Source organism: Defluviimonas sp. SAOS-178_SWC, assembly GCF_039830135.1.
Taxonomy (GTDB): domain Bacteria; phylum Pseudomonadota; class Alphaproteobacteria; order Rhodobacterales; family Rhodobacteraceae; genus Albidovulum.
The window spans coordinates 3548642-3574605 of the sequence record NZ_CP156081.1; the positions used below are offsets into that span (position 1 = coordinate 3548642).

At 66.9% G+C, this 25964-nt stretch carries 24 protein-coding genes; 11 read left to right on the top strand and 13 right to left on the bottom strand.

Annotation, left to right across the window (positions count from 1 at the left end; all coding sequences use genetic code 11):
- Positions 1 to 66: 66 nt before the first annotated feature.
- From V5734_RS18315 to coxB, 9 genes are all read right to left on the bottom strand, one after another.
- Positions 67 to 651, bottom strand: a complete 585-nt coding sequence (locus tag V5734_RS18315) for a GNAT family N-acetyltransferase (protein ID WP_347313664.1) — start codon at positions 649 to 651, stop codon at positions 67 to 69.
- Entirely contained in the window at positions 651 to 1913 is a 1263-nt protein-coding gene (locus tag V5734_RS18320) for a M16 family metallopeptidase (RefSeq protein ID WP_347311043.1), read from the bottom strand. Before V5734_RS18320 ends, V5734_RS18315 begins: the two co-directional genes overlap by 1 nt.
- Complete coding sequence (thrC, locus tag V5734_RS18325; RefSeq protein WP_347311044.1) at positions 1910 to 3301, bottom strand: threonine synthase; 1392 nt, start codon at positions 3299 to 3301, stop codon at positions 1910 to 1912. The genes V5734_RS18320 and thrC overlap by 4 nt, the downstream gene beginning before the upstream one ends.
- 8 nt (positions 3302 to 3309) lie before the next feature.
- The gene (locus V5734_RS18330) at positions 3310 to 3984 is read right to left on the bottom strand and encodes an SURF1 family protein (RefSeq protein ID WP_347311045.1); all 675 of its coding nucleotides are present in this window, start codon (positions 3982 to 3984) and stop codon (positions 3310 to 3312) included.
- 82 nt (positions 3985 to 4066) lie between these two features.
- Complete coding sequence (locus V5734_RS18335; RefSeq protein ID WP_347311046.1) at positions 4067 to 4870, bottom strand: cytochrome c oxidase subunit 3; 804 nt, start codon at positions 4868 to 4870, stop codon at positions 4067 to 4069.
- A 21-nt stretch (positions 4871 to 4891) separates the two neighbouring features.
- A complete protein-coding gene (locus V5734_RS18340) occupies positions 4892 to 5470 on the bottom strand; it encodes a cytochrome c oxidase assembly protein (RefSeq protein WP_347311047.1) in 579 nt (192 codons plus the stop codon).
- Entirely contained in the window at positions 5467 to 5631 is a 165-nt protein-coding gene (locus V5734_RS18345) for a hypothetical protein (RefSeq protein WP_347311048.1), read from the bottom strand. Before V5734_RS18345 ends, V5734_RS18340 begins: the two co-directional genes overlap by 4 nt.
- The gene (cyoE, locus tag V5734_RS18350; RefSeq protein ID WP_347311049.1) at positions 5631 to 6563 is read right to left on the bottom strand and encodes a heme o synthase; all 933 of its coding nucleotides are present in this window, start codon (positions 6561 to 6563) and stop codon (positions 5631 to 5633) included. Before cyoE ends, V5734_RS18345 begins: the two co-directional genes overlap by 1 nt.
- A 53-nt stretch (positions 6564 to 6616) precedes the next feature.
- Positions 6617 to 7480: a cytochrome c oxidase subunit II gene (gene coxB, locus V5734_RS18355; RefSeq protein ID WP_347311050.1), complete on the bottom strand. Its 864-nt coding sequence runs from the start codon at positions 7478 to 7480 to the stop codon at positions 6617 to 6619.
- Between the two features lie 188 nt (positions 7481 to 7668).
- Between coxB and tldD the strand changes: the two genes are divergently transcribed.
- Positions 7669 to 9090, top strand: coding sequence for a metalloprotease TldD (tldD, locus tag V5734_RS18360; RefSeq protein ID WP_347311051.1), 1422 nt, complete (start codon positions 7669 to 7671; stop codon positions 9088 to 9090).
- Between the two features lie 19 nt (positions 9091 to 9109).
- On the opposite strand, the gene V5734_RS18365 is transcribed toward tldD, so the two are convergent.
- Positions 9110 to 10756 carry a hypothetical protein gene (locus V5734_RS18365; protein WP_347311052.1) on the bottom strand — a complete coding sequence of 549 codons (1647 nt, stop codon included), beginning with the start codon at positions 10754 to 10756 and terminating at the stop codon, positions 9110 to 9112.
- Between the two features lie 261 nt (positions 10757 to 11017).
- Here V5734_RS18365 and dprA point away from each other — a divergent pair, with 261 nt between their 5' ends.
- On the top strand, positions 11018 to 12148 hold the full coding sequence (gene dprA, locus V5734_RS18370) for a DNA-processing protein DprA (protein ID WP_347311053.1): 1131 nt from the start codon (positions 11018 to 11020) through the stop codon (positions 12146 to 12148).
- 52 nt (positions 12149 to 12200) lie between these two features.
- On the opposite strand, the gene V5734_RS18375 is transcribed toward dprA, so the two are convergent.
- Positions 12201 to 12632 carry a hypothetical protein gene (locus V5734_RS18375; RefSeq protein ID WP_347311054.1) on the bottom strand — a complete coding sequence of 144 codons (432 nt, stop codon included), beginning with the start codon at positions 12630 to 12632 and terminating at the stop codon, positions 12201 to 12203.
- Positions 12633 to 12842: 210 nt separating this feature from the next.
- Between V5734_RS18375 and topA the strand changes: the two genes are divergently transcribed.
- The 7 genes from topA (at position 12843) to V5734_RS18410 (ending at position 20701) form a co-directional block, all read left to right on the top strand.
- Positions 12843 to 15422, top strand: a complete 2580-nt coding sequence (gene topA / locus V5734_RS18380) for a type I DNA topoisomerase (RefSeq protein ID WP_347311055.1) — start codon at positions 12843 to 12845, stop codon at positions 15420 to 15422.
- A 128-nt stretch (positions 15423 to 15550) separates the two neighbouring features.
- Positions 15551 to 16132, top strand: coding sequence for a L,D-transpeptidase (locus tag V5734_RS18385; RefSeq protein WP_347311056.1), 582 nt, complete (start codon positions 15551 to 15553; stop codon positions 16130 to 16132).
- 77 nt (positions 16133 to 16209) lie between these two features.
- Positions 16210 to 16914, top strand: a complete 705-nt coding sequence (locus V5734_RS18390; protein WP_347311057.1) for a CoA transferase subunit A — start codon at positions 16210 to 16212, stop codon at positions 16912 to 16914.
- Positions 16914 to 17540 carry a 3-oxoacid CoA-transferase subunit B gene (locus V5734_RS18395; protein ID WP_347311058.1) on the top strand — a complete coding sequence of 209 codons (627 nt, stop codon included), beginning with the start codon at positions 16914 to 16916 and terminating at the stop codon, positions 17538 to 17540. The genes V5734_RS18390 and V5734_RS18395 overlap by 1 nt, the downstream gene beginning before the upstream one ends.
- Positions 17541 to 17662: 122 nt before the next feature.
- Positions 17663 to 18673, top strand: a complete 1011-nt coding sequence (locus V5734_RS18400) for a lysylphosphatidylglycerol synthase transmembrane domain-containing protein (RefSeq protein ID WP_347311059.1) — start codon at positions 17663 to 17665, stop codon at positions 18671 to 18673.
- On the top strand, positions 18654 to 19967 hold the full coding sequence (locus tag V5734_RS18405; protein WP_347311060.1) for an FAD-binding oxidoreductase: 1314 nt from the start codon (positions 18654 to 18656) through the stop codon (positions 19965 to 19967). The genes V5734_RS18400 and V5734_RS18405 overlap by 20 nt, the downstream gene beginning before the upstream one ends.
- Positions 19964 to 20701 (top strand): SDR family oxidoreductase, encoded by a 738-nt coding sequence (locus V5734_RS18410; protein ID WP_347311061.1) that lies wholly within the window; start codon positions 19964 to 19966, stop codon positions 20699 to 20701. Before V5734_RS18405 ends, V5734_RS18410 begins: the two co-directional genes overlap by 4 nt.
- Before the next feature lie 6 nt (positions 20702 to 20707).
- Here V5734_RS18410 and meaB read toward each other — a convergent pair whose 3' ends face one another.
- Positions 20708 to 21685 (bottom strand): methylmalonyl Co-A mutase-associated GTPase MeaB, encoded by a 978-nt coding sequence (meaB, locus tag V5734_RS18415; protein WP_347311062.1) that lies wholly within the window; start codon positions 21683 to 21685, stop codon positions 20708 to 20710.
- A gap of 101 nt (positions 21686 to 21786) precedes the next feature.
- Here meaB and V5734_RS18420 point away from each other — a divergent pair, with 101 nt between their 5' ends.
- Positions 21787 to 22536 (top strand): DUF3108 domain-containing protein, encoded by a 750-nt coding sequence (locus V5734_RS18420; protein WP_347311063.1) that lies wholly within the window; start codon positions 21787 to 21789, stop codon positions 22534 to 22536.
- Positions 22537 to 22543: 7 nt separating this feature from the next.
- The gene (hrpB, locus tag V5734_RS18425; protein ID WP_347311064.1) at positions 22544 to 24997 is read left to right on the top strand and encodes an ATP-dependent helicase HrpB; all 2454 of its coding nucleotides are present in this window, start codon (positions 22544 to 22546) and stop codon (positions 24995 to 24997) included.
- 24 nt (positions 24998 to 25021) lie between these two features.
- Here hrpB and argF read toward each other — a convergent pair whose 3' ends face one another.
- Positions 25022 to 25948 carry an ornithine carbamoyltransferase gene (gene argF / locus V5734_RS18430; RefSeq protein WP_347311065.1) on the bottom strand — a complete coding sequence of 309 codons (927 nt, stop codon included), beginning with the start codon at positions 25946 to 25948 and terminating at the stop codon, positions 25022 to 25024.
- Positions 25949 to 25964: the final 16 nt, after the last annotated feature.

Here is a 25964-nt window from a genome sequence, read left to right on the forward strand (position 1 = left end):
GGGTAACGTGCCCGGCGTCGTCTCACCCAGCGCAAACCAGTTTCGCCCGACTTCACGCTTGCGTGATCAACCGGCCCCGGTCCGCCCCCTCCGGTCGCTCCGAAGGTTGGCGTAAAGCACGTGGTTGCGCCAGCGGCCATTGATCTGAAGATAGCTCTGCGCGACGCCTTCGTACTTGTAGCCTGTCTTCTCCAGCACCCCGCGCGAGGCGGCGTTTTCCGGCAAGCAGGCGCTTTCGATGCGGCTTAGGTCGAGCACCGTGAAGCAATGGTGGATGACGGCGCGGAGGGCTTCCGCCATGTAGCCCTGCCGGGCGAAGGGCGCGCCGATCCAGTAGCCGATCGTCGCCGCCTGCGCCGGGCCACGGCGGATATTGTCGACCGTCACCGCGCCAAGAAGGCTGTCGTCCGACCGCCTGATCAGAAAGAGCGGCAGCGCCGTGCCGCCCGCATGCGCCCGCGCCGCCCAGTAGACCCGGTTGGTGAACGCCTTGCGGCTCAGGTGGTCTGCCGACCAGACGGGCTCCCACGGCTCCAGGAACGCGCGGCTTTCGGCCCGCAGGGATGCCCAGGCCCGAAAGTCCGAATGTTGCGGCAACCGCAGCGTCATCCGCTCAGTTTCGATCCGGACCTTGCGCCGGCGGACGAGCATCAAGCCGCGAGCCTGCCGCGCAAGGCGTCCAGCGCCGGCGCGCCCCCGACCGGGCCGTAAAGTGCGAGTGCCGTCGTGGCGCCGCCGACCAGCCGCTCGGCAAAGTCGAGGACCGCAGACCGGCCCACCGCTTCGATCTCGGCGGTCGTTTCCTCGGCGGACTGCACCCGCCCCCAGATCGCGATATGACGCGCCATCCGTTCGGCGCGCCCCGAGGGGCTCTCCAACCCCATCAGCAATCCCGCCTTCATCTGCGCCCGCGCCCGCGCGATCTCGGCCTCGGTCATGTCCTCGGCCGCGCGCTTCATCTCGTCGATGGTCAGCCCGGAGAGATCGGCGATCTCCTCGGCCGAGGTGCCGGCATAGATGGTGATCATGCCGGTGTCGTCGTAGCTGCCGGACTGCGCGTAGATCGAATAGCAGAGCCCGCGTTCCTCGCGGATCTTCTGGAAGAGGCGCGAGGACATGCCGCCGCCGAGCGCCGTCGTATAGACCTGCGCGGTGAAGAAATCGACGTCCCGCACGCCCGGCCCCTGGAAGCCGAGCGCGAAATGCACCTGTTCGAGGTCTTTCGTCTCGCGCCGCTCCCCGCCGGACCAGCGCGCCGGCTGAAGCATCCGACGTCCCACCGGCTTCAGGTGGCCGAACAGCGCCTCCGCCTCTCGGACGATGGCAGCGTGATCGACGGCGCCGGCGGCCGAAAGGATCATCTGGTCCGGACCGTAATGCTCGCCGACAAAGTCTGTGAGGTCGGCACGACCGAAGGCCGAGACCCGCTCGGCCGGGCCGAGGATGGTGCGGCCAAGCGCCTGATCGGGAAAGGCCGCTTCCTGCAGCCAGTCGAAGATGATGTCGTCGGGCGTATCCAGCGCCTGGCCGATCTCCTGCAGGATGACGTGGCGCTCGGTCTCGATCTCCTTCGGATCGAAGGCCGGATTGAGAACGATGTCCGAGATCACGTCAAGCGCGAGCGGCACGTCCGCCTCCAGCACCCGCGCGTAATAGGCGGTCATCTCGCGGCTGGTATAGGCGTTGATGTAGCCGCCGACATCCTCGATCTCCTCGGCGATCTGCAAGGCGCTGCGCCGGGCCGTACCCTTGAACGCCATGTGTTCGAGGAAATGCGCGATGCCGTTCTGCTCGGGCCGTTCATGCCGTCCGCCGGCGGTCAGCCAGATACCGATGGAGGCCGAGGCAAGGCCCGGCATCCGCTCGGTCACGATCCTCAGGCCGTTCGGAAGCGTCGTCAGTTGCGTGGTCACCGCCTGCGCCTTTCATGTACCAGCGCCTCAAGGGCGGCGAGGTCGTTCGGAACACGTGTAACACGTTCGGGGCGCGAGAAAAGATCGGCCATGCGGTCGGGCAAGGGCGGACGGTGGCCGCTCGCCTTCTCGACCGCGTCGGGAAACTTCGCCGGATGGGCGGTGGCGAGCGTGATCATCGGCACCGACGGATCGCGATGCGCCTCGGCGACCGCGACGCCGACGGCGGAATGCGGGCAGAGAAGCTCTCCGGTCGTCGCCCGCATCCGCGCGATGGTGGCAAGCGTCTCCTCCTCGGACACGTGGCCCGAGGCGTAGAGATCGCGCAGGGACTGAAGCGCGCCCTGGCTGACGCTGAAGCCGCCCTCGGCCTTCATCTCGTCCATGAGCTGCGCCACAGCCCTTCCGTCGCGGCCATAGGCATCGAAGAGCGCGCGTTCGAAGTTCGAGGAGACCTGGATATCCATCGAGGGCGAGATCGAGGGCGTCACCCCCGTCGTCTCATAGCGCCCGGTGGTGAGGCAGCGGTGGAGGATGTCGTTCTGGTTCGTCGCGATCACCAGCTTGTCGACGGGGAGCCCCATACGCTTCGCGATGGTGCCGGCGAAGATGTCGCCGAAATTGCCGGTGGGAACGGTGAAGCTTACCCTCCGCCCCGGCGCGCCGAGCGACACCGCCGAGGTGAAGTAATAGACGACCTGCGCCAGCACCCGCGCCCAGTTGATCGAGTTCACACCGGCAAGGCCGACCGCGTCGCGGAACTCGAAATGGTTGAACATGTCCTTGAGCCGCGCCTGACAATCGTCGAAATCGCCGTCGAGCGCGAGGGCGTGGACATTGTCCTCCGAGGGCGTCGTCATCTGCCGGCGCTGGACGTCGGACACCCGGCCATGCGGGAAGAGGATGAAGACATCGACATTGGCAAGGCCCCGGAACGCCTCGATCGCCGCCGAACCCGTGTCGCCGGAGGTCGCGCCGACGATCGTCACCCGCTTTCCGTCGCGCGCGAGCGCGATCTGGAAGAGCTGGCCGATGAGCTGCATCGCGAAGTCCTTGAAGGCGAGCGTCGGGCCGTGGAAAAGCTCCAGCAGGAAGTGGTTCGGCGCGAGCTGCACCAAGGGGGCCCGGGCGGTATGGCCGAACCCGGCATAGGCGGCATCGATGGCGGCTCGGAACTCGGCATCGGTGAAGGCGTCGCCGACGAAGGGGCGCATCACCCGGAAGGCGGCCTCCTCGTAGGACAGCCCGCCAAGATCCGCGATCTCGTCTGCCGTGAGCACCGGGACGGTCTCGGGCACATAGAGGCCGCCGTCACGGGCAAGGCCGGTCAGCATCGCCTCGCCGAAGCCCAAGGTCGGGGCCTGCCCCCGGGTGGATACATAACGCATGTCGGTCCTCAATTCGTCCGCTGCCTGATACGCCAGAGAAGAAACGCTGTCATCCCCGCCCAGACCCCCGCGAGCGAAAACCAGGTGATCGCGTATTGCCGGTGGTCGTTGGGGATCGACGCGGTATCGACCGGATCAGGCGTGACCGGCCGGTCATCGGGACCGTCGCGCCCGACGATCAGCACGGGTTCGGCATGCAGTGCCCCGGCCATTGCCTCGACGTCGCGCGCGAACCAGATATTCTTCGCGAGATCCGGTGCCGGGGTGTAGCTGTCGGCGTCCTGCGGCCAGAGCAGGTTTCCGGTGATCGTGACAGGCGCGGCGTGCATCGGTGGCGGCCCTTCATCCTCGGCGACGAACCCCCGGTCGATCATCACGGTGCGGTCGCCGACTATGAACGGAGAGATGATGCGGTAACCGCTGCCGACATATTTCTGGCCGGACAGAATCCTGAGATACGCCTGCCCGATCCTCCCTGTCGCCGTCACCGGCCGGTACTGGTCGCGCTCCGGATCGGGGCCGGCGATACCGTCAAAAGCCGCCGGTTCGTCGCCGATCTTCGCCTCGATCGCGGCGATGACGCCCTCTTTCCATGCCAACCGGCGCACCTGCCAGAAGCCGAGCGACATCAGGATGGCGATGCCGCCGGCACCGAGGATCAGGGCGGAGAGATAACGCTTCATCGGCTCCACATCGAAGGGGCGCCGGATGACCCCGCGCCCCTCATTTCTTCTTGGAAAAAATACTCAAATCCGACCGGCCGGATCAGGCGCTGCCCCAGATATAGATCGCGGCGAAGAGGAAAAGCCACACGACGTCGACGAAGTGCCAGTACCAGGCGGCGGCCTCGAAGCCGACATGCTGCTCGGGCGTGAAGTCGCCCTTCGTCGCACGGATCATGCAGACCAGAAGGAAGATCGTTCCGATGATGACATGGGCGCCGTGGAAGCCTGTCGCCATGAAGAACGAGGCGCCGTAGATGTTGCCGGCGAAGCCGAAGGCGGCATGGCTGTATTCGAAGGCCTGAAGGATGGTGAAGCAGACCCCGAGGAACACGGCCAGCGCGAGGCCGTTGATCATGTCCTTGCGGTTGTTATCATGCGCGATCGCATGGTGCGCCCAAGTCGCCGCCGCCCCCGAGCAAAGCAGGATCAGCGTGTTCATGAGCGGCAGGTGCCAGGGGTCAAAGGTCTCGATCCCCGCCGGCGGCCAGACACCGTCGACGATCGGGCTCATCGGCCCCATCGGATAAAGCGCGTGCTTGAAGAAGGTCCAGAACCATGCCGAGAAGAACATGACCTCGGACATGATGAAGAGGATGAAGCCGTAGCGCAGGCCGATCCGCACGACAGGCGTATGGTCGCCGGTATTGCCCTCGTGCACCACGTCCGACCACCAGCCGTACATGACGTAGAGGACCAGCGCGACGCCGATCAGGAACATGAAGGGCGTGATCGACTTCATCCACAGGACGGCACCGAAAAGCATGACGAAGCCGCCGAGGGCCCCGAGGAACGGCCAAAGCGAGGGCGGAAGGATGTGGTAGTCGTGGTTTTTTGCGTGCGCCATGTCGGTTTCCCTGATTTGGCCTCAGTTATAGTCGGCCGTTTTTGCGTGCGAAAGACTCGCCTGCTCGCCCGGCAGTTCGGTTTGGTAGAATGTGTAGGAGAGCGTGATATTCCGGATACGCCCGGCGTCACGGTCCTTCACGAGGTCCGGGTCGACGTAGAAGATGACCGGCATCTCGACCCGCTCGCCCGGCTGCAACACCTGTTCGGTAAAGCAGAAGCACTGGATCTTGGTGAAGTAATAGCCCGCGAGGTCGGGGGCGACATTGTAGCTCGCCGTGCCGGCGACGGGATGATCGGTCGGATTGTAGGCCTCGTAGAAGGCCATTCCGGTTTCGCCGATCTTCAGCGTCATCTCGCGCTGGGCCGGGTGGAATTCCCACGGCATGTCGGGATCGGTATTCGCGTCGAACCGCACGGTGACGAGTTCGTCCAGCACTTCGGCTGCGCCATCGGCCCGTATGCTCGGCGTGCCGGCATAGCCGGTCACCCGGCAGAACCAGGAGTAGAATGGCACCGCCGCCCAGGCGAGCGCTCCCATCGTCACGACCACGCCGACCAGCATCGCCGCCACGCGGTTGTTGCCCTCCAGCCGCTTCATTGCTTCGCCTCCGAGGCCGGAAGCTGGCCCTCCTCAAGATGCGAGATCTTCACGACCGTCAGACCGAACACCAGCGCAACGAAGGCGCCGAGGACGAGACCGAGACCGAGGTTGCGCCCGAAGCGGCGGCCGTGAATCTCATGATCGCGGTGAATGGCCATTACCACCCTCCAAGCCCAAAGGGCGCCAGGCTCGTCTCGACCAGAAGCGCACCGAAATGCAGGAAAAGATAGGCGAGCGAGAAGCGGAAGAACGCCTTCTCGGCCTTGTAGCCGTCCGCCTCGGCCTGTCCCTCGTCGCGACGGACGATGCGGATCGCGCCGCGGATGAACATCAGGTTCAGGACCACGGCCGTCACCAGCGTGACCGGCCCGCCGATCGAGGTAAGCGCCAGCGCCAGCGCCATCGGCGCGAGCAGGAGCGTGTAGACGAGGATGTGTTTGCGGGTTGCCGCCCGGCCATGCGTGACCGTCAGCATCGGCACGCCTGCCTTGGAATAGTCGTCCTTCATGAAAAGCGCGAGCGCCCAGAAATGCGGCGGCGTCCACATGAAGATCAGACCGAACATCAAAAGCGATTCGAGCGAAACGCCGCCCGTCGCCACGGCCCAGCCGATCATCGGAGGAAAGGCCCCGGCCGCGCCGCCGATGACGATGTTCTGCGGCGTCGAACGCTTGAGCCACATCGTGTAAACGACGACGTAAAAGAAGATCGTGAAGCCCAGGAACGCGCCCGCGAACCAGTTCGCGGCGAGCCCGAGCATCAGGCAAGAGAGGCCCGAAAGCGCAAGGCCAAGGCCCAGCGCCTCGCCTTCGGTGACACGGCCGGACGGGATCGGCCGCGACTGCGTCCGCCGCATTACCCGGTCGATATCGGCGTCATACCACATGTTCAGGGCGCCCGACGCACCGCCACCGAGCGCGATGAAGAGGATCGCGGTGAAGGCGACGAACGGATGGACCGAAACGGGCGCCACGATCAGCCCGACCATCGCGGTGAAGACCACCAGCGACATGACACGCGGCTTCAGGAGCTGGACGTAATCGCCGAAGCCCGCCTCCTGCCCGTGGTCAATGGCGCTCAGATCGCTCATCGGGTCCCCTCCCTGTCAGGCGGGCGCGGCGTTCCGCGCTCGCCTGGCGGCCGTCAGTCGGCCGATGCCACCTGAACCGGCGCGGACGTGCCGAGAGCGGCGGTCTTGGTGCGCGCGACCCAGTCGTCGTAGACCTCCTGGCTGACCACCTTGACGGTGATCGGCATGTAGGCGTGGTCCTTGCCGCAAAGCGTGGTGCACTGGCCGAAGTAGATGCCTTCCTTCTCCGGCTTGAACCAAAGCTCGCCGATGCGGCCCGGAACGGCCGAATGCTGCACCGCGAAGGCCGGCACGTACCAGGCATGGATCACGTCGGTGGCCGTCACCTGGACGACGACGGTCTTGTTGACCGGCAGCACGACCGCATTGTCAGCGGCCAGCAGGTATTCATCCTGGGTATAGCCCGCGGCTTCCAACTCCTCGCGCCCTAGCAGGAACGCGTCGAAGGAAATGCCCTCATCCGGGTACTCGTAGGACCAGAACCACTGGTTCCCGATCACCTTCACCACGATGTCCGCCTTCGGAATCTCCACCTGCTTGAACAGCGTCGGCAGCGAGAACGAGCCGAGCACCACGAGAATCAGCACAGGAACCAGCGTCCATGCGATTTCGAGCGGCGTGTTGTGGGTGAACTTCGCCGGCGTCGGGTTGGCGCGGCTGTTGAACCGCAGGATTACCACCAAGAGCAGGGTCACCACGACGGCGACGACCGCGATGCAGAGGTAGAGCAGCATGTGGTCCAGCCACTGCTGTTCGTGTGCGAGTTCCGTTACCGCCGGGTGGAAGCCGGTGCCACCGGGATGCGGCGCCCCGACGACCTCAAGCCCGGTGATTCCGTCCTGCGCCCATACGGCGCCAGCGATGAGGCTGGAGGTGAAGATGGCCCCGAGGCCGGAAAGAATGGTCGCAAAGCGCATGTCGTGTTCCCGTTCCTGCCGCGGCTTCTACCCGCCGCTTTCAGTCTCGTCCGACCCCGAAAACTCCCTCGGGCCGGGCGGTTGTATCCGCGCACTCTAAAATCATATTAGAGGGAGTGCGACAAGCGAAACCATTGCGGCAAAGAGCCACTTTTGATCCAAATCAAAGACTGCTGGGGGCGATGACAATGACAGACGGCCGGTTTTCCCCGTTCGAGACCCATCTCGACCCCGAAGGCGCGCTCGCGATTCTGCGCGAGGCGACCTCGGGCGCCGATGACGGGGAACTTTTCCTCGAACGCCGGCGCTCGGAATCGCTGGTCTTCGACGACGGCCGGCTGCGGAATGCCAGCTACGACGCCTCCGAAGGGTTCGGCCTTCGCGCGATCCGGGGCGAGGTCGCGGGCTATGCGCATTCGACCGAGATTTCCGAGGCTGCATTGCGGCGCGCGGCCGAGACCGCGCGCCTCGCCGTCGGCGAGGGCGGCGGCACACTCGCGGCCCCGCCGCGGGGCACGAACCTGAAGCTCTACACCGACGCCGACCCGATGGCCGACGCCACCTTCGGCGTGAAGGTAGAGACGCTGCGCGAGATCGACGCCTATGCCCGCGCCCTCGACCCCCGCGTCGTGCAGGTCTCGGCCACCATCGCCGCATCCTTGCAGGAGGTCTTCATCCTTCGCCCCGAGGGTGGCCTCGTCTCGGACATCCGGCCGATGGCCCGGCTCAACGTCTCGGTGATCGTCGAAGAGAACGGACGCCGCGAATCCGGCAGTCACGGGGGCGGCGGCCGCGCCGGTCTCGCGGCGCTGATGACCGAGGATCACTGGCAGGCGACGGCGCGCGAGGCGCTGCGGATCGCGCTCGTCAACCTGCGCGCGGTGCCCGCCCCGGCCGGCGTGATGGACGTGGCGCTCGGCGCCGGCTGGCCCGGCATCCTTCTGCATGAAGCGGTGGGCCATGGGCTTGAGGGCGACTTCAACCGCAAGAAGACCTCGGCGTTCGCCGGGCTGATGGGCCAACAGGTCGCCGCGAAAGGCGTGACGGTTCTGGACGACGGCACGATCCCGGACCGGCGCGGCTCCATCACCGTCGACGATGAGGGCACACCCTCGGGCAAGAACGTCCTGATCGAGGACGGCGTGCTCGTTGGGTTCATGCAGGACCGGCAGAATGCCCGCCTGATGGGGGTAAAACCGACCGGCAACGGACGCCGTGAAAGCTTCGCCCACATCCCGATGCCGCGGATGACCAACACCTACATGCTGGGTGGCGACGCCCGCCCCGAAGATGTGGTGGCCGATGTCAAGGACGGCATCTATGCCGTGGGCTTCGGCGGCGGACAGGTCGACATCACCAACGGCAAGTTCGTCTTTTCCTGCACCGAGGCCTACCGGGTGAAGAACGGTGTCGTGGGCGACCCGGTGAAGGGCGCCACGCTGATCGGCGACGGGGCGACCGCGCTCAAGAACATCCGCGCGATCGGCAACGACATGACCCTCGACCCCGGCATCGGCAATTGTGGCAAGGCGGGTCAGTGGGTCCCGGTGGGCGTCGGCCAGCCCACCCTGCTGATCGGCGGACTGACGGTGGGCGGCTCGGCGGCCTGAGACGCCGAACCGCCGAATTTCACGCGGCGCGCAGCTTGCTCCGGCAATAGCAGGAGGCACGGATCGGCACCGTGGCCCGCGCCGCCGCCTGATCGAGTTGCAGCTTGATATGCCTTGCTTCGGTCAGTTCCCCGCGTCGGACAAGGCATTCATGAAGCCCGTGCAGGCTCCAGACGTTGCGAGGATGCTGGCAGGGCCGTGCCAGCGTATCGTCGAGCCCGAGATCGGCGCGATACACCGCCTCCGCCTCGTCGAACTTCTGCGCCTCCATCAGTAGCGCGCCGAGCGCGTGGCGGGTCGGCTGCATCCAGCCCCAGGGCTCGTCGTAGACGAGATTGTCGTCCAGTTCGACGCTCCTCCGCAGATGGGCGAGCCCTTCGTCGATGCGGCCGGCCTTGAACGCGATCTCGCCGTCCATCATCGCCTCGCCGACCTGAAGCACGTCCTCGCAGGTGTTGTTGAAGACCATCCACTGCTCCGGAATCGCCTTTCGCGCGGACACGGCCCGCTCGCGCTCGTCCGCCGCCTCCCCATGCCGCCCGAGATTGGCCAGCGCGATGGCCCGCGCCTGATGCATCGCGGCGGTCGTGTAGCAGTAAAGCGCGCGATCCTCGGGGAAAGGTTCGTCGAGTATCCCCTGCCAGTTGCCGAACCGGATCATGGCGTGGATCTTCTTGCCGTAGAAGCTTTCGAACAGCTCCGGCATGTAGCGCACGACCGGATCGGGCAGCATCTCCATCAGCCGTTCCGACGCGGCGAGCGCGACCTCCGGCTGGCCGAGGAACATCGCGCCGTAAGCCTCGAAATGGACATTGTGAATGCGGTAGACGGTGTAGAAGTTCTCCCCGCCCGCAAAGGCTTCGTACTTGCGGTCGATCTCGGCGGCCCACCGGTTTCGCGCGACGACGCTCTGATAATCCCCGCAAAGGACGTCGATATGCGTCGCCATGTGGATCAGATGACCGCTGTCGGGCACGAGGTCCGTCAGCCGGTCGCCATGTTTCAACGCCTTTTCCGGCGTCGGCGACATCTCCATCAGGTGGATGTAGAAGTGGAGAAGTCCTGGATGGTCCCAGGCGTCGGCGCGCTCCTCGAACGCCTTTTCCAGGACCGCCTGCGCCTCCAGCGTCGAGGCGCCTTCCATGGGACCGCCCTTCACGAGGTCCCACAGATGCCAGGGCGTCCGGTTCATCAGCGCCTCGGCAAAGATCGCCACGACGTCGAGGTCGTCGGTATGGGCGGCGTGGACCTTTCGCATCGCGTCGGCGAATGCGTCGGTCCAGGGTGTGTAGTCCTCGACCTCCGGGTCGTCAGGGAAACGGTGCGTGAGCGCGTCTATGAGATCGGCTTCGACGCGGGAAAGGCCGTCCCTCAACGCCAGCGCCGACGCGATCGCCGCGTGGGCGCGCTTCAACGTGGCCTTGCGTTCGGCGGCGTCGAAGATTTCCCAGGGCTTGTTGTAGTTGGGGCCGAGAGCATGGGCGAGCGCCCAATAGGCCGCGCCGCATCCGGGGTCGGCATCGATGGCCTGCTGGAAATCGTCCACGGCGGCCTCGTGGTTGTAGCCGTAAAGCCAGACAAGCCCGTGGTCGAATGCCTTCTGTGCGACGGGCGATGAAGTGGTGATGGTCCGCGTATGGCGGCCGAGGTCGAACTCGCTGGGCACGATCCCCTCCCTTCCTGTTGCGACGTTTTCACTGGTGGATACCGATCAAACAACGGGCGGGAGCGTAGCACGGCCGGGCGATAAATTCGCCCTCGGACAGGGAAAAGCGGCACTTCGATCGGCCGATGCGCCCGCAATCTGCCCCGGGCTGCGAATTTTTCGCCACAAGGCCCTGCAATCCCGCGCGAATCGTAACCATTGATTAACCTTAAGGTTGCAGATTGCCCGTGCGAATGAGGCGAAGGCACGAGGGATCAAGGTTTGTTTTCTTACCCCACCCCCTTCACCCCACCCACCACGGAAGACGACAGACTGTCGTGGCTCCGCCTCATTCGCTCCCGCCGCGTCGGCGTCGCGACATTCTATCGGCTTATCGAGGAACACGGCACCGCCCGGGCGGCGATCCTGGCCTTGCCGGAGATCGCCAGGGCCGCCGGTGTCCAGGCCTACGAACCCTGTCCCGAAGGCGTCGCCCTTGCGGAACTCAAGGCGGGCCAAGCCGCCGGGGCGCGGCTTCTCTGCCGGGGCGAGCCCGCCTATCCACAAGCGCTCGCCGACCTTCCCGACGCGCCCCCCGTGCTTTGGGCGATGGGCGATCCCGCGCACCTCGCGCGGCCGATGGTGGCGCTGGTCGGCGCCCGCAGCGCGTCCTCGCTTGGCACGCGCATGGCGCGGAAACTGGCCGAGGGCCTCGGCGCCGCCGGGTTCACTGTCGTCTCCGGCCTCGCTCGGGGCGTGGATGCTGCCGCCCATACCGCCGCCCTGCCGACCGGCACCGTCGCGGTGATGGCGGGCGGTGTCGATGCGATCTATCCGGCCGAGAACACGGCCCTCGCGGGAGAGATCACCGAGAAAGGGCTGCGCCTGTCGGAACAACCGATGGGGCTTGCCCCGCTCGCCCGGCACTTTCCCCTTCGCAACCGCATCATTTCCGGCCTCGCCCGCGCCGTCGTGGTGGTGGAAGCGGCCGCACGGTCGGGCAGCCTGATCACCGCGCGCACCGCCCTTGACCAGGGCCGGGACGTTCTGGCCGTGCCCGGCCACCCGTTCGACGGCCGCGCCTCCGGCTGCAACATGCTGATCCGCGATGGCGCAACGCTGGTGCGCGGCGTCGACGACGTGCTTGCCGCCCTCACGCTCGATCCCCCGGCCGAGCCGCGCATCGCGGAACCCGCTGTCGCCGCGTCACCCGCCCCCGAACGCATCTGGCGCGGCATGGCCGCCCTTCACCGCCAGATCCTCGACCGGCTCGGGCCGAGCCCGGTGGCCGAAGATCAACTCATCCGCGACCTCGCCCTTCCCGCCGCCACCATCGCGCCGGAACTCCTCACGCTCGAACTCGACGGCCGGATCGAAAGGCAGGCGGGCGGTCTCCTGTCGCGGGCCGAGTGACCCCCCCCAATACAACGCTGGCGATTTTCCGGCTGTGTCGCCGGGCCCGGGTTCAGGGGCAGACCTCGGCAATGACGGGGCGGAACTGCGCGCAATACATCGGTTCCGCCCACCACACATCGGTCGCACCGAAGACCACCTCGGTGGCCACCCAGCCGGTGGCCGTCCGCCGGAAGAACGCCTGCCCGCCGGTCCAGTCCGCATCCGGCAAGAAATAGCCGGACTGCCAACCGGGCGTCGCGGCGATGTCGATCGCCGTTCCGCCGGGCCGCTGGGCGCTGACCATCGCGAAGGCAACGTCGCCGGCGACCCGCAAGCCGCCGACCACGAACTCCACCGGCGGGCCAAAGATGACCTCGGCCTGCGGGCGCATCGCGTTCATGATCCCGCGCCGATCCGCGCTGCCCCTTTCCGGCTCATACCAGCCCTGAGCGGCCGCTGTCCCCGCCCAGACCAACACAACGGCCGCCAATGCCCGTGCCATCGTCACTCCCCCTTCGACGTCGCCCGGCGGCCGTTCCAAGCAGCCGCAGCTTCATGGCGCCGCACCCTGCGCAATCCGGCAAGTCGGCATCGTGCAGGTTAGCAGCGAACCCGTCATCGGAACAACGTGCCCGCGGGTCCATTGACATTCGGCACCCTTGCCCCACATGTTCCGCGCCCATAGCGAAAGACCCGTTTTCAAGAGGAAGTCATGGCCGTCGTCGTCGTAGAATCCCCCGCCAAGGCCAAGACAATCAACAAGTATCTCGGTTCCGACTACACGGTTCTCGCCTCCTACGGCCATGTCCGGGACCTGCCCCCGAAAGACGGATCGGTCGACCCCGAGCACGGATTCGACATGAAATGGGAGGTCGCGTCGGACAGCAGGAAGCACATCCGCGCGATCACCGAGGCGCTCAAATCCGACGACACGCTGATCCTCGCCACCGACCCCGACCGCGAGGGCGAGGCGATTTCCTGGCACCTTCAGGAAGCGCTGGCGCCGAGCCTGAAGAAGGGCAAGACCGTCCGCCGCGTCACCTTCAACGCGATCACCAAGGCCGCCGTGAGTGAGGCGATGGCCCATCCCCGCGACGTCGACACCGCGCTGGTCGAGGCCTACCTCGCCCGCCGAGCGCTCGACTACCTCGTCGGCTTCAATCTGTCGCCCGTCCTCTGGCGGAAGCTCCCCGGCGCGAAATCCGCCGGGCGCGTCCAGTCCGTCTGCCTTCGCCTCATCGTCGAGCGCGAGATGGAGATCGAGGCGTTCCGCGCCCGCGAATACTGGACCGTGACCACCGCGCTGACGACGCCGCGCGGGCAGGAGTACCAGGCCCGCCTCACCGTTCTCGGCGGCAAGAAGCTCGACAAGTTCGACATCGCCAACGAAACGGCGGCCGAACTGGCGGTGCAGGCGATCAAATCGCGCGACCTGCTCGTCAAGTCGGTCGAGGCGAAGCCTGCAACGCGCAACCCTTACGCCCCCTTCATGACCTCGACCCTCCAGCAGGAGGCGAGCCGCAAGTTCGGCATGGGGGCGAAGGCCACGATGTCCGCCGCCCAGCGCCTCTACGAGGCCGGCCACATCACCTACATGCGGACCGACGGCATCGACATGGCCCCCGAGGCGGTGACGGCGGCGCGCGAAGAGATCAAGAGCCGGTTCGGGGGCGACTACGTTCCCGCCAGCCCGCGCCTTTACAAGAACAAGGCCAAGAACGCGCAGGAAGCGCATGAATGCATCCGGCCGACCGACATGTCGCTGTCGCCCGACAAGCTTCGGGCCGAGGGCGAGCAGAAGAAGCTCTACGACCTGATCTGGAAGCGCACCATCGCCAGCCAGATGGAAGCCGCGCGTCTTGAGCGCACCACCGTCGACGTCGGCAGCGCCGATGGCCAGGTCGTGCTGCGCGCCACCGGGCAGGTCGTCATGTTCGACGGTTTCCTCAAGGTCTATGACGAAGGCCGCGACGACGAGGGCGACGAGGACAGCGCCCGCCTGCCGCAGATCATGGAAGGCGAAAAGGCCGAGAAGCGGACGATCACGCCCGAGCAGCATTTCACCCAGCCGCCGCCGCGCTACACCGAGGCGACGCTGGTCAAGCGGATGGAAGAGCTTGGGATCGGCCGCCCGTCCACCTATGCCTCGATCGTCACCACGATCCAGGATCGCGACTATGTCCGCAAGGACAAGAACCGGCTGATCCCCGAGGACAAGGGCCGGCTCGTCACCGCGTTCCTCACGAACTTCTTCCGCCGCTACGTCGAATACGACTTCACCGCCGATCTCGAGAACGAGCTCGACGAGATTTCGGCGGGCGACCGGAACTACAAGGAGGTGCTCGCCCGGTTCTGGCGCGACTTCACCGCCGCCATCGCGGAGACCGCCGATCTGAGAATCGGCGAGGTTCTGGAGAAGATCGACGAGTTCCTCGCCCCCCATCTCTATCCGCCGCGCGAGGACGGGTCGGACCCGCGCGTCTGCCCGACCTGCGGCGAAGGCCGGCTCAACCTCAAGACCGCGCGCTCCGGCGGCGCGTTCATCGGCTGCTCGAACTACCCGAACTGCCGCTATACCCGCGCGCTTTCAGCCCTGAACGGCGAAGACAGCGGCACGGCGGACCGGGTTCTGGGCGAGGATGGCGGCGATGATATCTGGCTGAAATCCGGCCGTTTCGGCCCCTATGTACAGCGCGGAGAAGCGACCGAAGACACGCCGAAGCCGCCACGCGCCAGCCTGCCGAAAGGCTGGACGCCGGATGCGATGGACCTCGAAAAGGCGCTGACACTCCTCAACCTGCCGCGCGAGATCGGGGCGCATCCCGAGGATGGCGAAATGGTCGAGGCCGGGATCGGACGCTATGGCCCCTACGTCAAGCATGGCCGTATCTACGCCAATCTCCCCGATGTGGAGGAGGTCTTCACCATCGGCATGAACCGCGCGGTCGAGGTTCTGGCGGAGAAGGCGCAGCGCGGCCGCCCCGCCGCCACAGCCCCCTTGCGTGAGCTTGGCGACCACCCGGATGGCGGCGCGGTCCAGGTCATGGCCGGCCGCTACGGTCCTTACGTCAAATGGGAAAAGGTGAACGCGACCCTGCCGAAGGAGCTGACGCCCGAGGCCGTGACGCTCGACGAGGCGCTGGCGCTGATCGCCGAGAAGGCGGCGAAGAAGGGCGGCGGGCGGAAGACGGCAAAGAAGCCCGCGGCGAAGAAGGCGGGCGCCAGGACGGCGGCTGCAAAGAAGCCTGCGGCGAAGACAGCCACGAAGAAGACGGCCGCGAAATCCGGCTGATCCGCATCCGGCGCCCGCTCCGGCGGACGCGGTCCGATCACATACAGCTTCAAGAATATGTGACTGGCAATCGCGGCCGGAAGCCGTCACCTTGCCGCCTGAATCAGGCAAGAACGCGGAGCAACGCCATGAACAAAAAGACAATTACCCGGCGTCACCTTCTCGGCGCCGCGGCGGCGGCGGTCGTGCTTCCGGCGACCGCACGGGCACAGATGGCGCTGCAACCGGCCGAGGTGGAGGATGACTTCACCCGCCGCAACGTGTCGAGCTTTGCGGCACATGACTGGCGCGACCATTTCAGCGATCTCGGCAAGGGCACGATCCTCGCCGACACCGTGTCGCGCGCCCTTCACTACTGGAGCGGCGACGGCAGCGACTACCGGATCTACCCGACCTCGGTTCCGAAGACGGAAGAGCTGACCAAGCGGGGCTACACCGAAATCGTGCGCAAGAAGGTCGGACCGGACTGGACCCCCACGGCATCACAGCGCGAACGCTTTCCCGACTGGAAATACATGCCGCCGGGACCGGACAACCCGCTTGGCACCCATGCGATGTATCTCGGCTGGCCGGCCTATGTCATCCACGGCACGCACGACACGAGGAAGATCGGCCGGCGGTCGTCGGACGGCTGCATCGGGCTCTTCAACTCCAGCATCGCCGAACTATTCGAGATCACGCCCATCGGTACGCAGGTCCGCCTGATCTGAGCACCGCTGCGCCGCGGCGATTGACTTGGGAAGCCCCCCGCGCCACAACTCCCGCGAAGACATTTCGGGGAGAAACCATGAAGAAGGTATTCGGTACGGCGAAGGAGGCCCTCGACGGCCTTCTTCACGACGGCATGTTCATCGCGGCGGGCGGCTTCGGCCTCTGCGGCATCCCGGAACTGCTGATTGACGCTCTGGTCGAAAGCGGCGTCAAGGATCTCACCATCGCCTCCAACAACTGCGGCGTGGATGGCTTCGGGCTCGGCAAGCTGCTCGATACCAGGCAGATCAGGAAGATGATGTCGTCCTATGTCGGCGAGAACGCCGAATTCATGCGCCAGTACCTTTCCGGAGAGCTGGAGCTGGAATTCAACCCGCAAGGCACGCTTGCCGAGCGCATGCGGGCAGGCGGCTGCGGCATCCCGGGCTTCTACACCAAGACCGGCGTCGGCACGGTGATCGCCGAGGGCAAGGAGCACAAGGACTTCGACGGCGAGACCTATATCCTCGAACGCGGGATCTTCGCCGACCTCTCCATCGTCAAGGCCTGGAAGGCGGACGAGACCGGCAACCTCGTCTTCCGCAAGACCGCGCGCAACTTCAACCCGCCGGCCGCGATGTGCGGGCGGACCTGCGTGGTGGAGGTCGAAGAGATCGTGCCGACCGGCAGTATCGATCCCGACCACATCCACCTGCCCGGCATCTACGTGCACCGGATCATCCAGGGCGCGCATGAAAAACGCATCGAACAGCGCACCGTGCGCAAGCGGGAGGAAGCCTGATGCCTTGGGATCGCAATCAGATGGCGGCGCGGGCCGCGCAGGAACTGAAGGACGGGATGTATGTGAACCTCGGCATCGGCATTCCGACGCTGGTCTCGAACTACATCCCCGAAGGCGTCCATGTGACGCTGCAATCGGAAAACGGCATGCTCGGCATGGGTCCCTTCCCCTACGAAGGCGAAGAAGACCCCGATCTGATCAACGCCGGCAAGCAGACGATCACCGAACTGCCGCATTCGGCCTATTTCGACAGCGCGCAGAGCTTCGGCATGATTCGCGGCGGCAAGATCGCGATGGCGATTCTCGGCGCGATGGAAGTCAGCGAAAAGGGTGATCTCGCGAACTGGATGATCCCGGGCAAGCTCGTCAAGGGCATGGGCGGGGCCATGGATCTGGTGGCCGGCGTCGGCCGGGTCGTCGTGGTGATGGACCACACCTCCAAGCACGGTGAATCGAAGGTGCTGCGCGACTGCACCCTGCCGCTGACCGGCAAGGCGGTCGTCGACCGGATCATCACCAATCTCGGCGTCCTCGATGTCGGCCACAAGGGCCTTCACATTGTCGAACTCGCCGATGGCGTCACCGAGGATGACCTTCGCGCCGCGACCGAGGCAACGATCGTCTGACCTGATCGAAAACGTCTGATGCGGCCGGACGGGCTTTCCCCATCCGGCCGCATCGGACTGTCGACTTTTTCGAAACAAATCCATAATCCTGCCCCAATCCGTTGCTAGCGACCGGGGCAATGATGAGCGCAGACCTGCCCCTTCCCAAATCCCCTTCCCCGGCGCCAACGCGGCGGCTGCGGGACATCGTCGTGATCGGCGGTCTTCTCGTGCTGTTCGCCGCCGGGCTCATCGGCCTCGCCGCCGCCACCGGCTGGGAAGAGACGCGCGCCCAGATTGCCCGCCTCGCGCTTTGGCAGGGGGCGGTTCTGCTGGCTCTGTCGCTCGCCAATTACCTGCTGCGCGGGTTGCGCTGGCACTTCTTCGCCCGTCGCCTCGGCCTCGCGACGACACTTCCGCAGGACCTGCGGCATTTTCTCGGCGGCTTCGCGATGGTTGTGACGCCCGGCCGGGTCGGTGAACTGGTCCGCATGCGCTGGCTGAAGCGCGAGACGGGTTGGGCCTTCGAACGCACGGCGCCGCTGGCGCTGGTGGACCGCGCCTCCGACCTTGCCGCGATGGCGCTGCTCCTCGGGTTGTCCGTCTCGCTCGCCACGACCGGGGTAAGAGGCGCGGTGCCGGTGACGCTCCTGGCGCTGGCGGCGGCGGTCGTCGCGACGCGGCCAAAGCTTCTTGCCGGGCTCGTCACCCTCGCCCACCGGATGACAGGGCGGGTGCCCCGGATCTTCGGGCGGCTCCGCGCCTCCGCCCGATCGCTCGACCGTTTCGCCGGCGCGGGCGCCACGATCCCGGCACTTTTTCTCGGCATCGGCGGCTGGTTCGCCGAGGGCTACGCCTTCCACCTGCTTCTCGGCTGGATGGGCGCCGATATCGGTCTCATGAAGGCCATCGCCATTTTTGTCTTCGCCACCCTCGCCGGCGGCCTGACCGGGGCACCGGGCGGGGTCGGCGGGGCCGAGGCGGCGATGATCGCGCTTCTGGCATTCGAAGGCATTCCGATGGAAGTCTCGGTGCCCGCCACTGCGATCATCCGCGTCACCACACTCTGGTTCGCGCTCGGGATCGGCATGGCCGTCTTCCCCTTCGCCGAACGCCATTCCCTGAGGGGGGCAAATGCTCTGGAAGACCGCTGATTATGCCGGCTGGGGCCGCGCGCTGACCGCCAAGGGCGAGATCGCCCGGCCGGAACGGCGCCGCGCCCTCGACGCGCTTCTGAAAGACGGGCTTGTCCCGGCGATCGGCATGCGCCGCAGCTATGGCGACGCCGCATTGAACGACGGCGGCCGCGTGATCGACATGACGCGGCTTGACCGGATGCTCGGCTTCGATCCCGCGACCGGTATCCTCGATGTCGAGGCCGGCGCGCGGGTGGGCGAGATCGCCGCCACCTTCGCCCCCAGGGGCTGGCTTCCGGCCGTCATGCCCGGCACCGGCTTCGCCACTGTGGGCGGCTGCATCGGCCAGGACGTGCATGGCAAGAACCACCATCATGCGGGTTCGTTCTGCGAACATGTGGTTTCGCTCACGCTGCTGACGGCCAAAGGCGCGGTCGAAGTGTCGCGCGACAAGACACCGGAGCTGTTCAGCGCCACCGCCGGCGGGCTGGGCCAGACCGGGGTGATCGCCTCGGCGCGCCTGAAGCTCCTGCCCTGCAAGGGCGACGTGATGGTCGTGACCGAGCGTCGGGTCGAGGGGTGGGACGAATTCCTCGCCCTCCTCGACGCGTCCGAGGCGACCTATACGGTCGGTTGGATCGACGCCACCGCGACCGGCGCCGCCCTGGGGCGCGGTATTCTGGAGGAGGGTGAGACCGGATCGGGCCTTGTCCCGAAGCGGGTCAAGTACCGCAAGGTGCCCTTCGACGCGCCGCACTTCTCGCTGGCCGGGCCGGTGGTGCGCAGCTTCAACGCCGCCTATTACCGCCGGGTGCCCGCGACGGGGCGGACCGTTGTGAAACCGATCTCGGATTTCTTCTTTCCGCTCGACAAGATCCACGACTGGAACCGGCTTTACGGAAAGCGCGGCTTCCACCAGTTCCAATGCGTCGTGCCGCTGGCCTCCGCCCCCGCCCTTCGCGACATGCTGGATGAGATCGCCAGTTCCGGCCTCGCCTCGCCGCTCGCCGTCCTGAAACGCATGGGACCGGGGCGGGCCGGTTACCTGAGCTTCCCGATGGAGGGCTACACCCTTGCCGTCGACTTCCCCAACCGCGCTGAGGCGCGCGAACTGATCCGCCGACTCGAAGCGCTGTCGGTCGATGCCGGAGGGCGGCTTTATTTCGCCAAGGACAGCCTCGCCCGCGGCACCGACATACCCGCGATGTATCCGGATCTTGCCGAGTGGCAGGCGGAGGTCACGAAGGCCGATCCGGATGGTGCGCTGATCACCGACCTTGTCCGCCGCCTCAACCTCAGGAGCGCCGCATGAATTCGACCTGGATCATTCTCGGCGCTACCTCGGCGATGGCCCGCGCCTTCGCTCGCGCGGTGTCGGCCGAAGGCGCGGCCGTCCTTCTTGCCGGGCGCGACAAGGACGACCTCGCGGCCCTCGCGTCAGACTGCGCCTTGCGCGGCGCACGGCTGGCCGAAGCGGTCGAGTTCGACGCCCGCAAGCCCAAGAGCTTCGCCGCGCTGATCGAGCGGATGGAGGCGGAGGAGGGAGAACTCAACGCCGCGGTCTTCGTCGGGTCGATGCCAGAACAGTCGGCGATCGACGCCGATCCCTCGCTGATCGACGGCGTCGTGACCGACAGCCATACCGGCCCCGCCCGCTTCCTGCAGATGCTCGCGCCCGTCATGGAGGCACGCGGCGGCGGCACCGTGGTTGGCGTCGCCTCGGTCGCCGGCGACAGGGGACGGATCGGAAATTACGTCTACGGGTCCGCCAAGGCGGGCTTCGCGACCTATTTATCCGGCCTTCGGAACCGCCTGACGCGGGCCGGCGGGCATGTGGTCACGGTCAAACCCGGCTTCGTCGATACCGCGATGACTTGGGGCCTGCCGGGGATGTTCCTCGTCGCCGCGCCGGAGGCCGTGGCGGGCGATATCCTAAAGGCGGTCCGCAAGAGGCGGAACACGGTCTACACGCCATTCTTCTGGCGCTACATCATGCTGATCATCCGGCACATCCCGGAGCCGATCTTCAAGAAGATGAAGATCTGAAAGCGATCAGCCGCCGCCAAGCGCCGCGAGAACCTCGGCCGCCGCTTTTCCCGGCGCGGTGCGGCCTTCGGCGACCGCGCCGCCCAGCGCCTCCATCCGTGCCCGGATCGTCGGATCGGCGTTCAGCCGGGCAAGGAGGCCCTGCCGCACCTCCTCCTCGAACCAGTGCCGAGCCTGTTCGGCGCGCCGCTCGGCGAAATGCCCGGTTTCGCGTCGCCAGGCGGTCAGCGCCTGTATCTCGGCCCAGGCGGTGTCGAGCCCCATCCGTTCCGCCGCCGAGACGCACATCGCCTTCGGGAACCCTTCCGGATCCTGCGGCCGCTTGCGCAGCAGGCGAAGCGCCCCGGAATAATCCGCGCAGGTTCGAGTCGCCGTCGATTTCAGTTCTCCATCCGCCTTGTTGACGAGGATCAGGTCCGCCATCTCCATGATCCCGCGTTTGACGCCCTGCAACTCGTCCCCGCCGGCCGGGGCGAGCAGCAGCACGAAGATGTCGGCCATCTCCGCGACCAGTGTCTCGGACTGGCCGACACCCACCGTTTCGACCAGCACGACGTCGAACCCCGCCGCCTCGCACAGGGCCACCGCCTCGCGCGTGCGCCGGGCGACGCCGCCGAGATGGGTCTGGCTTGGCGAGGGCCGGATAAAGGCGTTGGGATCGCGGGCCAGCCGTTCCATCCGCGTCTTGTCGCCGAGGATCGAGCCGCCGGAGCGCGCGGAGGACGGGTCGACCGCCAGCACCGCGACGCGCAGCCCCTGCCCGGTCAGCATCGACCCGAACGCCTCGATGAAGCTCGATTTGCCGACGCCGGGCGTACCCGACAGGCCGATCCGCAAGGCCTGCCGGCGGGTGCCGAGTGCCTCCAGCAGTGCCGTCGCCTCGGCCCGGTGATCGGCCCGGCCGCTCTCGACAAGCGTGATCGCCCGTGCCAGCGCCCGCCGGTCGCCGCGCGCAACGCGTTCCGCAAGCTCGCTCATCTCCATGTTACGCAACCGGCAGCCTTTCGCTGAGTGTACGGGGTTGTGAATTGACCTTCGCCGGGTTTTCTTGCCTGTTCCGGCGGGCCGATGTCCAGAGCAGAGGCATGAAAAAAGCGAGCAGCGCCATGACGATCACCTCCCGTTTCCTCGCCCCAGCGGCGCTCTTGCTGGCTGTCGCCGCAGGCTCAGCCGTCGCCGATCAGAAGGACAGTGCGGTCTTCGACCTGACCCTGAAAGGCATCCATGCCGGAACCCTCTCCATCAGCGGCGCGATCGAGGGGCGTTCCTATGCCGTCTCAGGCGTCCTGAAAAGCGGCGGCCTCGTCGCGCTCGTCCGGAAGATCCGCTACGATGCCCGCGCCTACGGGACCGTTGCAGACGGTCGCTTCACCCCATCGCGCTACGAAGAGGACGCCGATACCGGCAAGCGCCAGTCGCAGTCGGTGATGGACTACAAGGCCGGGGTGCCGCAGGTGAAGGTCTATAATCCGCCGAAATCGCCGCGCCCCGGCGACGTCGACGCGGCGACGCAGGGTGGCACCATTGATCCCCTGACCGCGCTATATGCGGCCCTTCGCGACGTGCCGGCAGCGGAGGCCTGCAACCAGACGCTCGCCCTTTTCGACGGCCGCCGGAAAAGCCAGGTGGTTCTGAGCGATCCAAGGCCGGTGAACGGAGGAACGGCCTGCGCAGGCGAATACCGCCGCCTCGAAGGCTTTTCGGAGAGGGAAATGGCCGATAAAAGCCGGTTTCCCTTCACCATGACCTATGCAACGACCGGCGATGGCCGGTTGCGCGTGACCGAGATCTCGATGGACACGATCTATGGCAAAGGCAGGCTGAAACGGCGATAACGCCGGTGTGCGTGACCGCCTTCCCATAGACGAGGCCCTGCCGGGGCTGATTGCCGCCCTCCGCGCCGAGGGTCGCGCGGTGCTGCAAGCGCCCCCCGGCGCCGGCAAGACGACGCGGGTGCCGCTGGCGCTTCTCGACGCTGGGTTTGTCGCCGGCCGCATCGTCATGCTCGAACCCCGCCGCCTTGCCGCACGCGCCGCCGCCGAGCGCATGGCCGAAACCCTGGGCGAGACCGTGGGCCAGACCGTCGGCTACCGAATCCGGGGCGAGGCGAAGGTGTCGAAGGCCACCCGAATCGAGGTCGTGACTGAAGGCATCCTCACGCGGATGTTGCAGTCCGACCCCGAACTCGGCGGCATCGGCGCGGTCATCTTCGACGAGTTTCACGAACGCTCGCTCAACGCCGATCTCGGACTCGCGCTCGCCTGGGAGGTGCGCCAGGCGCTGCGGCCCGACCTCGTGATCCTCGTCATGTCGGCGACGCTTGATGCCGAACCGGTGGCCGCGATGCTTGGCGCCGCCCCGGTGATCACCTCCGAGGGCCGCGCCTTTCCGGTCGAGACCAGGTGGCTCCCCCGCCCGACGGACGCCTCGCTGCGCTTCGAGGCGGCGGTCGCGGGGCTGGTGGCGGAGGCCGCCGGGGAAACCGAAGGCGGTATCCTCGTCTTCCTCCCCGGCGAGGGCGAGATTCGCCGCGTCGAGGCGTTGCTGAAAGGCCGGCTGCCCGCAGATTGCGCGATCCGCCCGCTTTTCGGCGCGATGGACTTCGTCGCGCAGCGCGCCGCCATCGCGCCGGCGAAGGCGGGCCGGAAGGTCGTGCTCGCCACCGCCATCGCCGAAACCTCGTTGACGATCGAGGATATCCGCGTTGTCGTCGATGCCGGCCGCTCGCGGCGGGCACGCTTCGACCCGGCCTCCGGCATGGCCCGGCTTGTCACCGAACGGGTGACGAAGGCCGAGGCCGAACAACGCCGTGGCCGCGCCGGGCGGGTCGCGCCCGGCACCTGCTACCGGCTCTGGACGAAGGGAGAGGAAGGCGGATTGGGTCTGTTTCCGCCTCCGGAAATCGCCGCGTCGGATCTCACCGGGCTTGCCCTCGAACTGGCGCTCTGGGGATCGGACGGCGGCGACCTCGCCTTCCTCACGCCGCCCCCGGCCCCGGCGCTGGCCGAGGCGCGGGCGCTCCTGACCGGCCTCGGCGCGCTGGACGATGGCGGACGCATCACCTCGCACGGGCGGGCGCTCGCTGCACTCCCGCTCCATCCCCGGCTCGGCCACATGCTGGTCACGGCGGGACCGGAGGCTGCGACGCTTGCCGCCCTTCTCGCCGAGAAAGACCCCTTGCGCGGGGCACCTGCCGATCTTTCCCTGCGGCTTTCCGCGATCCGAGATCCAAAAGGATACGAGGCTGACCATCCACACCGCGTGGACCGTGGCACGGTCGAACGCATCCGCGCCGAGCCGAAACGGCTCTCGCGGATGGTGCGTCCGGTCGCGGACGGGTACGATGCCGCCGAGCAGTCTGCCCTCGCCTATCCCGACCGCATTGGCCTCCGGCGCAAGGGCGAGGCGCCGCGCTACGTGCTTTCGGGCGGCAAGGGCGCGGTCGTCGCCGAGGGTGATCCACTTGGCACCGCGCGGCTGATCGTCGCGACCGATCTCGACGGCGATCCGCGCGAGGCGCGGGTCCGGCAAGGCATCGCGTTTTCCGAGGCGGCGCTTCGCCGTCTTTTCGCCGACCGCATCCACTGGCAGGACATCGCGGAATGGTCGCGCCGCGACGGCAAGGTGATCGTCCGGCGGCAGGAACGCTTCGGCGCACTCGCGCTTGCCGAGCGGCACTGGCCCGACGCCCCGCCGGAGGCGCTGGCGCAAGCCGCCCTTGACGGTCTTCGCCAGATCGGGCTGCCGTGGTCCGCGCCCGCAGGGCGCCTCAGGGCCCGCATCGAGTTCTTGCGGCGCGAAGGGGCGGACCTGCCGGACTGCACCGACGCGGCCCTCCTCGACAGCGCTGACGGCTGGCTCCTTCCGCATCTCGCCGGCAAGCGGACCGAGGCGGAGTTGCGGGCGCTCGACCTCACCGAAGCACTCAAGGCACGCCTCGATTGGGACCAGCGTCAGCTTCTCGACCGGCTCGCTCCGGCGAGTTTCGAGACGCCTCTCGGCCGCCATATCGCGATCGACTACGAGGGCGACCATCCGTCGATCACGCTCCGGCTTCAGGAAATGTTCGGCGTGACCGGGCATCCGACCGTGGGGCCGAAGCGCCTGCCCCTGCGGATCACGCTTCTGTCGCCCGCGCAACGCCCGGTCCAGACCACGCTCGACCTGCCGGGCTTCTGGGCCACAAGCTACGCAGAGGTCAGGAAAGACATGCGCGGCCAATATCCCAGGCATCCGTGGCCCGAGGACCCGACGGCACACGCGCCCACGCTCAGGGCCAAGCCGCGCGGGAGCTAGGGGGCTCTGCCGCCCGCCCGCATGTCAGACGCCGAGGCACCAGCGCATCACGGCCTTCTGGGCGTGGAGGCGGTTCTCCGCCTCGTCCCAGATCACCGAATGCGGGCCGTCCATCACCGCGCTCGTCGCCTCGTCGTCGCGGTGCGCCGGCAGGCAATGCATGAAAAGCGCGTCCGGCTTGGCCTCTTGCATCAGCCGCTCGTTGACCTGGTAGCCGCGCAGCTGGTTGTGCCGCCGCTCGCGTGCCGATTGCGGGTCGTGCATGGAGACCCAGGTGTCGGTGACGACGAGGTCGGCGCCCTTGACCGCCTTCATCGGGTCGCGCTCGATAGCGATCGTGACGCCCTTGGCGCGGGCCTCGGCGACGAAACCCGGTTCGGGATCGAGCGTCTCGGGCCCGGTGAAGGTGAAGTCGAAGCCGAACTGACCGGCGGCATGAAGGAAGGACGCGCAGACATTGTTGCCGTCGCCCGACCACACGACCTTGCGGCCGGCGATTGGCCCGCGATGCTCCTCGAAGGTCATCACGTCGGCCATGATCTGGCACGGATGGCTGCGGTTCGTCAGGCCATTGATGACAGGCACATCGGCGTATTCGGCCATTTCGAGCAGCGTTGCCTCCTCGAACGTCCGGATCATGATGAGGTCGACATAGCGCGACAGGACGCGCGCCGTATCGGCGATGGTTTCGCCGTGGCCCAGCTGCATGTCGGCGCCCGAGAGAACCATCGTCTGGCCGCCCATCTGCCGAACACCGACATCGAAGGAGATCCGGGTCCGGGTCGAGGGCTTTTCGAAGATCAACGCGACCATGCGGCCCTTCAGTGGCTGGTCGTCGTCGGGCGTGCCCTTCGGCCGGCCGTTCCGCGCCGTTTTCATCGCGTGGGCGTTGTCGATCATCGACCGGAGCGCGTCCGGGGCGGTCTTGTTGATATCGAGGAAATGGGTCATGTCACGGTCTTTCCAC